The following is a 14598-nucleotide window of genomic DNA, read 5'->3' on the forward strand; positions in this document are numbered from 1 at the left end:
CGCGTCGGCCGCAAGGAGGCATTAGGCGATGCGTGTGGGAACGTTTGTACTGGCAGCCCAGTTCCCGGGGCAGGGGCCGGGGGAAGCGCTGCATCGCGCGATCCGGTCCGCCGAGGTCGCGGAGGAGTCCGGACTCGACTCGGTCTGGCTGGCAGAACATCATTTCGTGCCGTACGGGGTTTGCCCGTCCGCGGTGACACTGGCCGCGCTGCTGCTCGGCCGCACCCGCAGGATCCGGGTGGGCACCGCGGTGAGCGTGCTGCCGACACAGCATCCGGTCGCGCTCGGCGAGCAGGCCGCGCTGCTCCACCTCACCAGTGGCGGCCGGTTCGTCCTCGGCGTCGGCCGGGGCGGCCCCTGGATCGACCTGGAGGTGTTCGGCGGCGGCCTGGAGGCCTACGAGACGGGCTTCCCGGAGTCCCTGGGGCTGTTGCTCGACTGGCTGCGCGAACCGCGTGTGGCGGGCCGTGGGGAGCGTTACGGCTTCCCCGAGGTGGCGGTGGTGCCCCGGGCCGACGAGCTGTTCGACCCGGAGAGCGGTGAGAACCCCGGCGGTCCCGAGGTGGTCGTCGCGTGCACCTCGCCCAAGAGCGTGCGGCTCGCGGCCGAGAACGGCCTGCCGATGCTGCTCGGGATGCACTGCGGGGACGAGGAGAAGGCCGAGATGGTCGGCCTCTGGCGGACCGCCGCACTGGCCGCGGGCCGCTCGCCGGAGAGCGTGCGGCGGGCCGGGCACGTATCGGCCGGGGTGGCCCAGATCGCGGACCGCACCGAGGACGCCACCGAGACCCTCGTGAAGGCGATGCCCGGCTGGCTGCGCCAGGGCCTCGACGCCCATGTCACGGTCGACGGCCGGCACCGGGTGATGCGGGACCCGGTCGGCTATACGGAGATGCTGTGCGGTATTCACCCGGTGGGCCCGCCCCGGCTCGCCGCGGACCGGCTCGCGGCCACGGCGGAGCGCACGGGTATCACCCGGTTCGCGCTCCTGGTCGAAGGTTCGGGAGATCTGGTGGCCACGGAGGAGAACGTAGCGCGGCTGGGCACAGAGGTGCTGCCGCTCCTGAAATGACCGCCGGAATACGCTCTTCCGTCGTAAGAGGGGGAGCTGCCGCCCCGGACCAGTCGCACCTCCCGCGGCCCGGGACGGCAGCAGAGTCGTTCAGCAGTCCCGTAGTTCGGGCGACTGGTTGAGCAACTGGCCCCTCACCGAGGTGAACTTGGCCAGCCGGTCGTCGACCGAGGCGTCCAGCGGGAACACCGCGACGCGGTGGCAGTTCTGGAATGCCAGACGCACCCCGAAGTGCCGCTGCAGCGCGCCGCGTATCGCGTCACTTGCGAGTGCACGCAGCAGCTGGCCGCGTGCCTGCTCGCTGGGCGGCGGCGTCTGGTTGTCGGCGAACTCGCCGCCGTCGACCTTCAGCTGAGCCACCAGCGAGCTGATCATCTCCCACGCGAAGGGCAGGGAGGTCCGGACGCAGTCGACGAAGTCGGCTTCGTCGACCTCGCCTCGCTCGGCCTGTTCCAACAGCGCCGGTGAGACGTCGAGCGACATGGGTTCTCCTCTCGCGACCCCGACGGAGGGCCGGGGCCTTACGGGCAGGGAAGGAGGACGGCGACGCAGCGTGCACAGACGGCGACCTCCTGCATCCACGGTAAGGGTGCAGTCCGGGCCGCACCAGGAGATTGGGAACACAACCGGCCAATAACGAAGGGGTTCAAAGACGGACAAGCCAGATTCGGTCAGGTACGGGCGAGGGCGGAGTGACGGGTGGGTGAATCGCGTCGACCACCAGTCGTCGAGTAGCGTTGCCCACCATGCGTCTCGTCATCGCCCGCTGCTCCGTGGACTACGCGGGCCGGCTCACGGCCCACCTGCCCTCCGCTCCCCGTCTGATCCTGGTGAAGGCGGACGGAAGCGTGTCGATCCACGCCGACGACAGGGCGTACAAACCGCTCAACTGGATGTCACCGCCCTGCACCCTGAAAGAGGGCGCCGACGACACCGAGGGCGTCTGGACCGTGGTGAACAAGGCGGGCGAAAAACTGATCATCACGATGGAGGAAATCCTCCACGACTCGTCCCACGAACTGGGCGTCGATCCGGGCCTGATCAAGGACGGCGTGGAAGCGCACCTGCAGGAACTGCTCGCTGACCGGATCGAGACCCTCGGCGAGGGCTACACCCTGATCCGCCGCGAGTACTTCACCGCCATCGGCCCGGTCGACATCCTGTGCCGCGACGCCGACGGGCAGACCGTGGCCGTCGAGCTGAAGCGACGTGGCGACATCGACGGCGTGGAGCAGCTGACCCGCTATCTGGAGCTGCTCAACCGCGATCCGCATCTCGCCCCGGTGAAGGGCATCTTCGCCGCCCAGGAGATCAAGCCACAGGCCCGCGTGCTGGCGACGGACCGGGGAATCGGCTGTGTGGTCCTCGACTACAACGCGATGCGCGGCATCGAGGACGACAAACTCCGGCTGTTCTGACCTCCGGGCACACAGCAACCGCATCGAGCCCGTCCGGCGATTGAGGACATCACCTCGTCCCGGAGACCGGGACCCCGCCGGACGGGCGGCATTTCAAGCCCGTCCGGCGATTGAGGACGAGGCGCCCGGCCCAGGCGCCCGCACCCGCAGCCCGTCCCTCAGAGGACCGACGGGCTGCCCGACGGCTCCCCCGACCCCTCCGCACTCGCGCTCATCGCCCCCGAGGGCCCGCTCGCCGACGAGTCGGACTCGCTCGGCTCGTCCGTCGCGGTGTCCGTGGGCGACGGCGAATCGCTCGCCGGCGGCGGCGTGGTCGGCGTCTCGCTCGCCGGCGGCTCCTCCGACTCGGACTCCGACGGCTCGGTCGACTCGGACGCCGTGTCCGTCGGGCTCGGCCTGTCGCTCGACGGCTTCCCCGGGGACGACGGGGTGTCCTGCGGGGCACTCGACCCCGGGGACGAACTCCCTCTCCCGGCCGGCGCGGACCCGGTGCCCGTCGGCCCGGGTGTCGACGCGGTGGAGCCGGTCGCCGGGCTGGACGGGGCCGTCCGGTCCGTCGGCTCCTCGGCCGGGACCTCGTTCTCGCTGTCGTCGCCCTCGCTCACCGACTGCTCGGTCGAGACGGCGGGGTCGTCCTGCGGATCGCTGTTCGACGTCAGTCCGAGCGTCACCACCGTGCCGAGCACCCCGGCCAGCAGCACACCCGCTCCCGCGGCGACCAGGTTGCGGCGCGCCCCGCCCAGCACCGCGAGGCGCCCGGCCGGCCCGCTGCCGGGGCCCTTCGGAGCGGTCTGCCGGGGCAGGACGGTGGTCTCGTCCGCGTACGGCGCCCGCATGGTGACCGGTATGACGGACGTCGGGCCGGCGGGCGACGCCTCGAACCGGCTCGCCGGTGCCTCCTCGCCCACCGGGAGCTGCCCCACCACCGCGGTGCCGGCAAGGTCGTCGACCAGGGCGAGCGCCCGGCGCCCGGCCACGGCTCCCGGCTTGTCGGCGAGCGCCCCGCGCATGCTGATGGAGGTCTCCAGCTCGGCCCTGGCCCGGTCCGGATTGCCGGTGCAGAGTGCGAGTACGCCCAGCTCGTGGTGGAAGTAGGCCTCTTCGGCCACCTCACCGGCGATCCGGGCGGCTTCCTGGCCGATCCGCAGGGCCTTCTCCCAGGCGCTCCAGTGCAGACCCGCCGCGAAGGCGGGCGAGGCGCTGCGGGCCAGCAGCACGGCGACGCTGGTCTGTCCGGCGCCGTCCCCCGGCACCAGTTGGGTCATCGCCGCGACGATCGCGTCGGCCTCGGCGACCGCGCGTGCGGGGGTGACCGAGGGGTGACCGGCCCACCAGGCGTAGTGCTGGGCGGCCGTACGGGCCCGGCCCGTGGCGTCCTCCCCGTATCCGGCGGCCGCCAGCTGGGCGAGCACCCCGGCGGCCAGCCGGTAGCGGGATCCGGCCGGGGAGAGCAGTCCGCAGCCGGCCAGTTCCCCGAGCGCGGCATCGGCGTGGGTGTCCCCCACGAGGGCCGGCAGATGTGCCTGGTGCGGCACCTCGCCGCCCAGCGCGACCGCGAAGCGCAGGGTGTCGTGCGCGGCGCCGCTCAGCCGTGAGGCGAGCAGCGCGGCGGGCGCGGCGCCCTCCCCGAGGCTGGGCAGCGGCACATCGAGGGGCTCGGCGGGCAGCGGTGCCTCGGCGGGCCGGCTGTCGAGGTAGCCGTACTCGTCGTACGCGGTGGAGTCGGCGCGCAGCAGGTCGCGCTGGCGCAGCAGGGCGCCCGCCTGGACGAAGCGCAGCGGGAGTCCCTCGGACTCAAACCAGAGGTCGCCCGCCCAGTTGGCCTCCTCCTCGGTGAGCGGCCGCTCCACCACCCGTTCCATCAGGACGACCGAGGCGTCGCGGTCGAGCCCGGTGAGGAAGACCTCTTCGAGGTGGGAGTCGGCGTCCGGCGCGGCGACGTCGGGCGTCGCGGCGAGCAGGAAGGCGCATTCGGGCGTCGCGTCGAACAGTTCGTCCAGCGCGGCGCCGCCGAACTCCAGGTCGTCCAGGACGACCACGGCGCCGGTGGTGCGCAGTGTCTCCAGCAGCAGCGTGCGGTCCGGGCGGTGCAGCGGTGCGTCGTGGACGGCGTCGAAGAGCCCGTGCAGCAGGTCGGTGACGGTCCGCTTGTGGCCGTTGAGCCGTACGACCCCGTCCGGTGCGAGTTGCGCGCAGTCCGCGGCGACCGCGTCCAGGAGCGCGGTTCGGCCGGATCCGGCCGGTCCGGTGAGCCGTACCGAGCGTCCGCGGGCCAGCAGGCGCACCAGCCGCTCGCGTTCACCGTCGCGCTCCAGGAGGGGCAGCTGCGGGGCGGGGGGTCCGGGCGGCACGGGGGGCGCGGCGGCGCGTTCGCGGTCGGTGCGCTCGGCGGGGGTGCGCCGGACCGGCTCGTCGGGGTGCTCGCCCGGCCGGACCGGTTCGACCTCGCTGCCGTCGACCGGGTTGACCGTGAGCAGGAGGCCGCCCGATATGAGCTGGACGATACGTGCCTGTTGCGGTGTTTGCTGACCGAAATCAGGCGTCAGCGGATCGCGTGAGGGCCGCCGGCGGCCGGCGTCCTGCGCGGAGTCGTCGCTGTCGTGGCCGTACTCTTCCGGCCCCCGGTGTGTCGGGTCCATCGCCAAAGCCCCCAAGACGCGTCGAGCGCGGTTGTCCCTCCCGGCCTCGCACGTCCAGCTGTTGCTTCCGGTCCGGTGTCAGCCAGGTGGGTCCGTCAATCGGCAGACGGCCGAACCCTAAACCTTCGCACAGTATCTACGAACATCCGGGGTGCCGTGCCGCCCGACAGATCACGGTCTCGTGAGGATTGTGCGGGATCGGCCCGGGGGTGCGGCCGGGCGTCCGCCACCGCCGGGTTCCTCAGACGCGCGGCAGGGACTCCGCCGCGATGCCGCCCTCGATGGCCAGGATGCGGTGCAGTCTGGTGGCGACCAGAAGTCGTTGCATCTGCGGCGGCACCCCGCGGAGCACCAGCCGCCGGCCGGCCCGTCCGGCCCGTCTGTGCGCGCCCATGATGACACCGAGTCCGGTGGCATCCCATGAATCCAGCTCGGTCAGGTCCAGCACCAGATCGCCGACTCCGTCGTCGAGCGCCGTGTGCAGGACCGTACGGGCGTCCGCCGCGCTTCGGACGTCGAGGCGGCCCCCGACGACCAGCTCGGCGTGGTCGCCCCTGATGTGCATATGCGCTCCCCTTGAATGCCCCGTAGCAAGGTCCGTCTGTCTGAAACTGTCTCTGCCCCAACTGACTGCGGCAGCGACAGGGAAGTTGCCGTCTGTAAGCGAACCGATACCGAATTCACTCCGTGGAGTGAACCGGGTCCGCCGTGGATCCGAGGTGGATCCGATGCGTGGCTTGTACGGATCCGATGATCGCGGGGGGCGACCCCCGGGTCCTCCGGGCCTGATTGACGGCGAATCAGACACCGGAGGACCAGAAACGATCAGTAGGTGTAAAAACCCTGCCCGCTCTTGCGGCCGATGTCACCTGCGTCGACCATCCGGCGCATCAGCTCCGGAGCGGCGAACTTCTCGTCCTGGGACTCGGTGTAGATGTTGCCGGTGGCGTGCAGCAGGATGTCGACGCCGGTCAGGTCCGCGGTGGCGAGCGGGCCCATGGCGTGGCCGAAACCGAGCTTGCAGGCGATGTCGATGTCCTCGGCCGAGGCGACGCCCGACTCGTACAGCTTGGCGGCCTCGACGACCAGCGCCGAGATCAGCCGGGTGGTGACGAAGCCGGCCACGTCGCGGTTGACCACGATGCAGGTCTTGCCGACCGACTCGGCGAACTCGCGTGCGGTGGCCAGGGTTTCGTCGCTCGTCTTGTAGCCGCGCACGAGCTCGCAGAGCTGCATCATCGGGACCGGCGAGAAGAAGTGCACACCGACGACGCGCTCCGGGCGCTCCGTCACGGCCGCGATCTTGGTGATCGGGATGGCGGAGGTGTTGGAGGCGAGCACGGCGTCGTCCCGGACGATCTTGTCGAGGGCCCGGAAGATCTCGTGCTTCACCTCCAGCTTCTCGAAGACCGCCTCGACGACGACGTCCGCGTCGGCGACCGCGTCGAGATCGGTGGTCGTGGTGATGCGGGCGAGCGCGGCCTCGGCGTCGGCGGCCGCGAGCTTGCCCTTGGAGACGAACCTGTCACAGGAAGCGCTGATGCCGTCACGGCCCCGGTTCAGGGCCGCGTCGGTGACATCACGCAGCACGACGTCCCAGCCCGCCTGGGCGGAGACCTGCGCGATACCGGACCCCATGAGTCCGGCTCCGATGACGGCGAGCTTCCTGGCCACGTTGGCACCCCTGCTTTCCATACGGTTCCTGTTCCATGCTCTCCGGCGGAGGTTAGTCCCCGTGAGGGGCGCTGGGGCAGCGAAGAGATGCGCGTCACGTCTCAAATGACGGACATCACACCGGGATGCGTCATTCGGCGGTGCGCCGGGCGTAGTTGAGCACCTTTTCGCCCAGCAGGTCCTCGATGTCGTCGAGCAGGACGAGGGCGTCCCTGGACACCTCGGCGGCCCGGCGGCCCGCCACCATCTCGCGTCCGATGTACGCCATGAGCGTGCTGTGCACCCAGGAGAGCTGACCGGCCACCAGGACCGGAGTCCGGTCCCCGGGCTCCGCGCCGCACTCCTCCAGGAGCGTCGCCTCCAGGTGCTGGAGGGCCTCCTGCTGTACGTGCCAGAGGCGGGCCTTGAGGCTGTCGGCGCCCTCGATGACCCGCATGAAGCGTTCGTACCCCTCCATCAGGCCGACGGCGGGCGACACGCCCTCCACCTGGATGCGCAGTTCGCGCAGGACGGCGTCGGCGGCGGACTCGCCCCGGTCCCGGCCGCGGACGTACCGCGAGAGGCGTTCGACGATGCCTTGGCTGCGGTCCAGGAAGAGGTCCTCCTTGGCCGGGAAGTAGTTGTAGACCGTGTTCACCGAGACGTCGGCGGCGCGGGCGACCTCCGCGATGGTGACCGCGTCGAAGCCCCGGTCGAGGAAGAGACCGGTGGCCACGTCCGAGAGGTGCTGTCTGGTCCGGCGCTTCTTGCGCTCCCTGAGTCCCTCAGCCATGCCCCCACCCTATGACCTCTCTGGGGTCCATGAATTTTTGGTGTCATTGCAATTTTTCAGTGACTCTGTTTTTGTGGTCGCTATGCCAATCATCAGTACGGCCGGGCTCGCCCGGACCTTCGACACCAAGGCCGGTCCGGTGCGGGCCGTCCGCTCAGTCGACCTGACGGTCGCGACCGGCGAGATCGTCGGGCTGCTCGGCCCCAACGGAGCGGGCAAGACGACGACCCTGCGCATGCTCACCACGCTGCTCGCCCCGACCGGCGGCGCCGCCACCGTCGCCGGCCACGACCTGATCGCGGACCCGGCGGGCGTACGGGAGAACTGCGGGTACGTCGCCCAGTCCGGCGGCGTCGACCCGCACATCACGGTGCGGGAGGAGCTGGTCACCCAGGGCCGGATGTACCGGCTCGGCAAGGCCGGGGCGACCGCCCGCGCCGATGAGCTGGCCGGGGAGCTGGGCCTCGCGGAGCTGCTCGACCGCAGAACGGCCTCGCTCTCCGGGGGCCAGCGCCGACGGCTCGACATCGCGATGGGGCTCACCCACCGCCCGCCGCTGCTCTTCCTCGACGAGCCGACGACCGGCCTCGACCCGGGCAGCCGCACCGACCTGTGGAACCTGGTGCGGCGGCTGCGCGACGAGTACGGCACCACTGTCGTGCTCACCACCCACTACCTCGACGAGGCGGACGCCCTCGCCGACCGGCTGGTCGTGATCGACGGCGGCCTGGTGGCGGCCCAGGGCACGCCGGCCGAGCTGAAGACCCGGTACGCGGACTCCCCCGCCGCCTCGCTCCAGGAGGCATTCCTCGCGATCACCGGCCGCGCCCCGGCCGCCGGCACCGCACCCGTCGCCGTTTAGGAACCGAACCCGATGCTTCTCCACGACACCGCACTCGTCTTCGGGCGGTACGCCCGCCAGACCCTTCGCTCGAAGTTCCAGATCCTCTTCGGCATCCTCATGCCATTGCTCTACCTGCTCTTCTTCGGCCCGCTGCTGACCGGGCTGCCGCTCGGCCGGTCCGGTGACTCCTGGCAGATCCTGGTTCCCGGACTGCTGCTGCAGCTCGGCCTGTTCGGCGCCTCGTTCGCCGGCTTCGCCATCATCATCGACAAGTCGACCGGAGTCGTGGAGCGGATGCGCGTCACGCCGGTCAGCCGGATGGCGCTGCTGCTGGGCCGGGTCCTGCGGGACGCCCTGCTGTTCATGTTCCAGGCGGTGCTGCTGGTGCTCGCCGCAGTGGCGATGGGTCTGCGCGCACCGCTGCCCGGCGTGCTGATCGGCTTCGCCTTCGTCGGCCTGCTGACGGTCTCGCTGGCCTCGCTCTCGTACGCCCTGGCGATGAAGGTGAGCACGCCGCAGGAGTTCGGCCCGGTGATCAACTCGCTCACCATGCCGGCCATGCTGCTCTCCGGCCTGATGCTGCCGATGACGCTGGGGCCGGCGTGGCTGGACGTGCTCTCCCACCTCACGCCGTTCCGCTACCTCGTGGACGCGGTACGGGACGCGTACACCGGCTCGTACGCCACCGCGCACATGCTCTACGGGGTACTGGTCGCCCTCGGATTCGCCGCGATCGCCGTGACAACGGGCACACGTGTGTTCCGCAGGACCGGTGCGTAACTACGCTGACCGCATGGTCAACCTGACACGCATCTACACCCGCACCGGCGACCGGGGCACCACCGCCCTCGGTGACATGAGCCGGACCGCCAAGACCGATCTGCGGATCTCCGCGTACGCCGACACCAACGAGGCCAACGCGGTCATCGGCACGGCGATCGCACTCGGGCAGCTGACCGACGACGTCGTGAAGGTCCTCGTCCGCGTGCAGAACGACCTGTTCGACGTGGGCGCCGACCTCTCGACACCGGTCGTCGAGGAACCGGAGTACCCGCCGCTGCGGGTGGAGCAGTTCTACATCGACAAGCTGGAGGCGGACTGCGACCACTTCCTGGAGCAGGTGGAGAAGCTCCGCAGCTTCATCCTGCCGGGCGGCACCCCGGGAGCGGCCCTGCTCCACCAGGCCTGCACGGTGGTCCGGCGCGCCGAGCGGTCCACCTGGGCGGCGTTCGAGGTGCACGGTGAGGTGATGAACGCCCTGACGGCGACGTATCTCAACCGGCTCTCCGACCTGCTGTTCATCCTCGCCCGGGTGGCGAACAAGGAGGTCGGGGACGTGCTGTGGGTGCCGGGCGGCGAACGTTAGGCCCGGGCCCCTCCAGTACCACCGGGCCCGTCCGGCGGCGCGGTACAGCGCCTCAGCCGGGCGGGCCCTGCACCTTCTCCGGGTCGCGCTCCGGGTCCCGTTTCGGGAACAGCGTGTAGCTCACCGCGATCACCAGGTTGATCCCGATCACGAACAGCATCGTCCGCTGCCAGGACCGCAGCGACACCACGTCCCCGTCGCCTCCCACGTACCAGACCGCCGCCTGGAGCAGCGCCAGCGCCGTCATCGCGGCCACCGTCCACCGGCCGGCCACCCGCCACTCGTGCACCGCCCGCGCCTTCCCGTACTTCGGCGGCTTCACCGGCGGCGGTCCGCCCGCGAAGCGGTGGGCGACCCGGGCGTCGACCCATCGGATCGTGGAGTGCCCGAGGCCCACCGTGAAGCCGATGTACACGGCGGCGAGGCCGTGCTTCCAGTCCGGCTCGGCGCCGTTCTTCAGGTCGACGGCCGTCACCACCAGCAGGATCACCTCCAGCAGCGGCTCGCACAGCAGCACCGCGCCACCGAGCCGCGGCTTCTTCGCCACGTAGCGCAGGGCGAGTCCCGCGGCCAGCAGTACCCAGAAGGCGATCTCGCAGAGGACGATCAGTGTGACGATCACGGTCCGGCTCCTTGTCTCTTGCCTCCAGCGTCCCCGCCCCGGCGGGCCGGGTCGTCGCCCGGAGTGAGGAACCGCCGCTGCATACTTCGATGTACTCGCGGCTCACTCCCCGTACGGACGTCGCGGCACCGCCCGCCGTGTTGGATGGAAGGGTGCTCATCCATCCCCGCCCCCACCGCGACGACGTCCTCATCGCGGTCACCGGTCTGCTCGGCGGAGTGGTGCTGTGGCTGCTCGGCCTGCACATGCAGAACGGCCGGCCGCTGGAAGCGCCCGGCATCGAGCTGGTCCCGCTCGCCGTGATGTCCTCGCTGGCGCTGCTGCGCCGGACCGCACCGCAGACCGCCCTGGTCGTCGGCACCCTCGCGCTGGTCCTGGACCAGTTCACGCCCGGGAACCTGGCGACCGTGCTGCTGTACACCGACGTCATGTACGCCGCCGTGCTGTACGGCACCCCGGCGGCCGCCCGCCGCATCCCGGTGACCACGCTCCTGATCACCGTCGCCGTCACGATCGGCTTCCTGGCCTGGTTCCGCACCGCCGAGGCGCTGCTCATCGGCATCGTCACCGGACTGGTCTCGTTCGTGCCCGCCCTGACCGGGGTCAGTGTGCGAAACCACCGCGAGGCCGCCGAGACCGAACGGCTGCGCGCCGATCAGACGGCTCTGCTGGCCGAGATGGACCGGGCGCAGGCGGTGACCGCCGAACGGGCCCGGATGGCGCGCGAACTGCACGACCTGGTCGCCAACCACCTCTCCGCGATCGCCATCCACTCCACCGCCGCGCTCTCCATCGACGAGCCGGAGACCTCCCGGAACGCCCTGGGGGTCATCCGGGAGAACAGCGTCGACGGTCTGGCCGAAATGCGCCGCCTGATCGGGCTGCTGCGCACCGGGGCGGCGGATCCCGGCCCCAGCACCTCGCCCACGCTCGGCTCGCTGGACGTCCTGATCGAGCAGCACCGGACGAACGCCGCGTCCAGCGGGCTGACGTGCGTGCTGGAGGATGCGCGCACCGGACCCCGCCCGCTGCCCGCGCCGGTCGAGCTGGCCGCGTACCGCATCGTGCAGGAGTCCCTCACCAACGCGCTCAAGCACGCCGGGCCGGGTCCGGTCACGGTCCGCCTCGGGCAGCCGGGGCAGCGGCTGACGGTGGAGGTCACCAGCGCGCTCGGGAGCCGGCCCGGTCCGCGCGCACCCGGTTCGGGGGCCGGGCTGGTCGGGATGCGGGAGCGGGTGGCGCTGCTCGGCGGGGAGTTCGAGGCTGGGCCGGTGTCCACCGGGAGCGGGCCGAAGATCTGGCGTGTACGGGCCGAACTGCCCGTCGGGGAAGGAAGCGTGAGGACATGACGATCCGGGTTCTGGTGGCCGAGGACCAGTCGGCGGTGCGTGCGGGGCTGGTGCTCATCCTGGGCAGCGCACCGGACGTCGAGGTCGTGGGGGAGGCCGGTGACGGGGAGGCGGCGGTGCGGCTGGCCCGTGAACTGCGCCCCGACGTGGTGCTGATGGACATCCAGATGCCCAGGCTGGACGGGGTGTCGGCGACGCGGCAGGTGGTGTCGGAGGGCCTGGCGGATGTGCTGGTGCTGACCACCTTCGATCTGGACAGTTACGTCTTCGGCGCGCTGCGGGCCGGGGCGTCGGGCTTCCTGCTGAAGGACACCGAGGCGCGCGGGCTGCTCGAAGCGGTGCGCACGGTGGCGCGCGGCGAGGGGCTGATCGCCCCGGCGGTGACGCGCCGGCTGATCGCGGAGTTCGCCGGTGCCACCACCGCGCCGCCGGGCGCCGCCGACCGGGCCGTGCTGGACTCCCTCACCCGGCGCGAGCGCGAGGTGCTGGGGTGTCTCGGTGAGGGGTTGTCGAACGCCGAGGTCGCGGTGCGGCTTTCGATGGCGGAGGCGACGGTGAAGACGCACGTCAGCAGGTTGCTGGGGAAGCTGGAGCTGCGCAGCCGGGTCCAGGCGGCGGTGCTGGCCCAGGAGTTGGGCCTCTGACGTTTACTTCGGCCCGATTCCGATCTTTGGTCTGGACCTCTTGACGATTGGTCCAGACCTTCCTAATCTCACCGGACACACTGCGGTGAGTACGCCATGACAAGGCGCGCTCAGGGCGGCGCAGGGTTTGCAGTCCACGGACCATCCCCGTTTGTCTGGACCTCACCCCAGGAGCACCGTTGAGCACTGAGACCCCCCGCCGGACCCGATTCAGACTCGGGGCCGGGAAAGCCACCAGATCACGAGCCGTCGCGGGCCTCACCGCACTGCTCCTCCCGCTCGCCGCGATGGTCGGCATGGCCTCCCCGGCCGAAGCCGCGACCTCGGCGACCGCCACCTATGTGAAGAAGTCCGACTGGGGCAGCGGCTTCGAGGGCCAGTGGACGGTGAAGAACACCGGCACCACCGCCCTCAGCTCCTGGACCATCGAGTGGGACTTCCCCGCCGGCACCGGTGTCGGCTCCGCCTGGGACGCCACCGTCACCAGCTCCGGGAACCACTGGACCGCCAAGAACCTCGGCTGGAACGGCTCGGTCGCTCCGGGCGCCAGCGTCTCCTTCGGCTTCAACGGCACCGGCTCCGGTTCCGGCGCCGCCACCGGCTGCAAGCTGAACGGCGCCTCCTGCGACGGCGGCAGCGTTCCCGGCGACAACGCCCCCTCCGCCCCCGGCACCCCCACCGCGAGCGGCGTCACCAACACCTCCGCGAAGCTGAGCTGGAGCGCGGCCACCGACGACCACGGCATCAAGAACTACGACGTCCTGCGGGACGGCGCGGTCGTCGCCACGGTCACCGGCACCACGTACACCAACACCGGTCTCACCGCCGGTACCGACTACTCGTACACCGTGCAGGCCCGCGACACCGCCGACCAGACCGGTCCGGTCAGCGGCGCGGTCAAGGTGCACACGACCGGCGGCGGCGGCACCGACCCCGGCACCGGCTCCAAGGTCAACCTCGGCTACTTCACCGACTGGGGTGTCTACGGCCGCAACTACCACGTCAAGAACATGGACACGTCCGGTTCGGCGGCGAAGATCACGCACATCAACTACGCCTTCGGCAACGTCCAGGGCGGTAAGTGCACGATCGGTGACTCCTACGCCGACTACGACATGGCGTACACCGCCGACAAGTCCGTCGACGGCGTGGCCGACACCTGGGACCAGCCGCTGCGCGGCAGCTTCAACCAGCTGCGCAAGCTCAAGGCGAAGTACCCCAACATCAAGGTCCTCTGGTCCTTCGGCGGCTGGACCTGGTCCGGCGGCTTCGGCCAGGCCGCCCAGAACCCCGCCGCCTTCGCCCAGTCCTGCTACGACCTGGTGGAGGACCCCCGCTGGGCCGATGTCTTCGACGGCATCGACATCGACTGGGAGTACCCCAACGCCTGCGGTCTGACCTGTGACACCAGCGGCCCCGCCGCACTGAAGAACATCACCTCGGCACTGCGCACCAAGTTCGGCAGCAACAACCTGGTGACCGCCGCCATCACGGCCGACGGCTCCGACGGCGGCAAGATCGACGTCGCCGACTACGCGGGCGCCGCACAGTCGCTGAACTGGTACAACGTGATGACGTACGACTTCTTCGGCGCCTGGGACGCCAAGGGCCCGACGGCTCCGCACTCCCCGCTCACCCCGTACACCGGCATCCCGAAGGCCGGCTTCAGCTCCTCCGAGGCCATCGCCAAGCTGAAGGCCCAGGGGGTCCCCGCCTCCAAGCTGCTGCTCGGCATCGGCTTCTACGGCCGCGGCTGGACCGGTGTCACCCAGGACGCGCCCGGCGGCACCGCCACCGGCGCCGCGCCCGGCACCTACGAGGCGGGCATCGAGGACTACAAGGTCCTCAAGAACAGCTGCCCCACCACCGGCACCGTCGCCGGCACCGCCTACGCGCACTGCGGCACCAACTGGTGGAGCTACGACACCCCGGCCACCATCACGTCCAAGATGACCTGGGCGAAGAACCAGGGCCTGGGAGGCGCGTTCTTCTGGGAGTTCAGCGGGGACACCAGCAACGGTGAACTCGTGAGCGCGATGAACAGCGGTCTGAAGTAGTAATCCCCACCGCCGCACCACTCATCGCGTAACCCCCGAAAAGCACCGGGGAGACAGGTCCGCCCCCTGTCTCCCCGGTTTTCGTATGGGTGGCTCCCAAGCCACGTTCACCCACCCCCGGACTCTTCGTCCGGGAGGTGC

14 protein-coding genes are annotated in these 14598 nt (G+C 70.8%); 8 read left to right on the forward strand and 6 right to left on the reverse strand.

Annotation, left to right across the window (positions count from 1 at the left end):
• The first annotated feature begins 28 nt into the window (after window positions 1-28).
• Entirely contained in the window at window positions 29-1072 is a 1044-nt protein-coding gene (locus ACGFU6_RS16790; protein ID WP_123523496.1) for an LLM class flavin-dependent oxidoreductase, read from the forward strand.
• 90 nt (window positions 1073-1162) lie between these two features.
• Here ACGFU6_RS16790 and ACGFU6_RS16795 read toward each other — a convergent pair whose 3' ends face one another.
• On the reverse strand, window positions 1163-1555 hold the full coding sequence (locus ACGFU6_RS16795) for an SCO5389 family protein (RefSeq protein WP_024490852.1): 393 nt from the start codon (window positions 1553-1555) through the stop codon (window positions 1163-1165).
• A 263-nt stretch (window positions 1556-1818) separates the two neighbouring features.
• Between ACGFU6_RS16795 and nucS the strand changes: the two genes are divergently transcribed.
• Window positions 1819-2490 (forward strand): endonuclease NucS, encoded by a 672-nt coding sequence (nucS, locus tag ACGFU6_RS16800; RefSeq protein WP_123523497.1) that lies wholly within the window; start codon window positions 1819-1821, stop codon window positions 2488-2490.
• 158 nt (window positions 2491-2648) lie between these two features.
• On the opposite strand, the gene ACGFU6_RS16805 is transcribed toward nucS, so the two are convergent.
• The 4 genes from ACGFU6_RS16805 to ACGFU6_RS16820 all read right to left on the reverse strand — a co-directional run bounded on the left by ACGFU6_RS16805 (window position 2649) and on the right by ACGFU6_RS16820 (window position 7575).
• Window positions 2649-5129 carry an ATP-binding protein gene (locus ACGFU6_RS16805; RefSeq protein ID WP_393611503.1) on the reverse strand — a complete coding sequence of 827 codons (2481 nt, stop codon included), beginning with the start codon at window positions 5127-5129 and terminating at the stop codon, window positions 2649-2651.
• Between the two features lie 241 nt (window positions 5130-5370).
• Window positions 5371-5694, reverse strand: coding sequence for an STAS domain-containing protein (locus tag ACGFU6_RS16810; RefSeq protein ID WP_111338216.1), 324 nt, complete (start codon window positions 5692-5694; stop codon window positions 5371-5373).
• A 260-nt stretch (window positions 5695-5954) separates the two neighbouring features.
• Window positions 5955-6803, reverse strand: coding sequence for a 3-hydroxyacyl-CoA dehydrogenase family protein (locus ACGFU6_RS16815; protein WP_393611588.1), 849 nt, complete (start codon window positions 6801-6803; stop codon window positions 5955-5957).
• 130 nt (window positions 6804-6933) lie between these two features.
• Window positions 6934-7575, reverse strand: coding sequence for a TetR/AcrR family transcriptional regulator (locus tag ACGFU6_RS16820; protein ID WP_393611505.1), 642 nt, complete (start codon window positions 7573-7575; stop codon window positions 6934-6936).
• Between the two features lie 82 nt (window positions 7576-7657).
• On the opposite strand from ACGFU6_RS16820, the gene ACGFU6_RS16825 reads away from it, so the two are divergent.
• The 3 genes from ACGFU6_RS16825 to ACGFU6_RS16835 are packed head-to-tail and all read left to right on the forward strand — an operon-like array spanning window position 7658 to window position 9785.
• Window positions 7658-8437 carry an ABC transporter ATP-binding protein gene (locus ACGFU6_RS16825; protein WP_393611507.1) on the forward strand — a complete coding sequence of 260 codons (780 nt, stop codon included), beginning with the start codon at window positions 7658-7660 and terminating at the stop codon, window positions 8435-8437.
• 12 nt (window positions 8438-8449) lie between these two features.
• A complete protein-coding gene (locus ACGFU6_RS16830) occupies window positions 8450-9199 on the forward strand; it encodes an ABC transporter permease (RefSeq protein WP_393611509.1) in 750 nt (249 codons plus the stop codon).
• A gap of 13 nt (window positions 9200-9212) precedes the next feature.
• On the forward strand, window positions 9213-9785 hold the full coding sequence (locus tag ACGFU6_RS16835; RefSeq protein WP_393611511.1) for a cob(I)yrinic acid a,c-diamide adenosyltransferase: 573 nt from the start codon (window positions 9213-9215) through the stop codon (window positions 9783-9785).
• Between the two features lie 52 nt (window positions 9786-9837).
• Here ACGFU6_RS16835 and ACGFU6_RS16840 read toward each other — a convergent pair whose 3' ends face one another.
• A complete protein-coding gene (locus ACGFU6_RS16840; RefSeq protein WP_393611512.1) occupies window positions 9838-10407 on the reverse strand; it encodes a hypothetical protein in 570 nt (189 codons plus the stop codon).
• 152 nt (window positions 10408-10559) lie between these two features.
• On the opposite strand from ACGFU6_RS16840, the gene ACGFU6_RS16845 reads away from it, so the two are divergent.
• The 3 genes from ACGFU6_RS16845 to ACGFU6_RS16855 all read left to right on the forward strand — a co-directional run bounded on the left by ACGFU6_RS16845 (window position 10560) and on the right by ACGFU6_RS16855 (window position 14457).
• Window positions 10560-11756 (forward strand): sensor histidine kinase, encoded by a 1197-nt coding sequence (locus tag ACGFU6_RS16845; protein WP_393611514.1) that lies wholly within the window; start codon window positions 10560-10562, stop codon window positions 11754-11756.
• A complete protein-coding gene (locus tag ACGFU6_RS16850) occupies window positions 11753-12400 on the forward strand; it encodes a response regulator (RefSeq protein ID WP_393611516.1) in 648 nt (215 codons plus the stop codon). Before ACGFU6_RS16845 ends, ACGFU6_RS16850 begins: the two co-directional genes overlap by 4 nt.
• A gap of 179 nt (window positions 12401-12579) precedes the next feature.
• Window positions 12580-14457 (forward strand): glycosyl hydrolase family 18 protein, encoded by a 1878-nt coding sequence (locus tag ACGFU6_RS16855; protein WP_393611518.1) that lies wholly within the window; start codon window positions 12580-12582, stop codon window positions 14455-14457.
• The last annotated feature ends 141 nt before the right edge of the window (window positions 14458-14598 follow it).

This window comes from Streptomyces sp. NPDC048462 (assembly GCF_043200175.1).
In the GTDB taxonomy this organism is placed as follows: Bacteria; Actinomycetota; Actinomycetes; order Streptomycetales; family Streptomycetaceae; genus Streptomyces.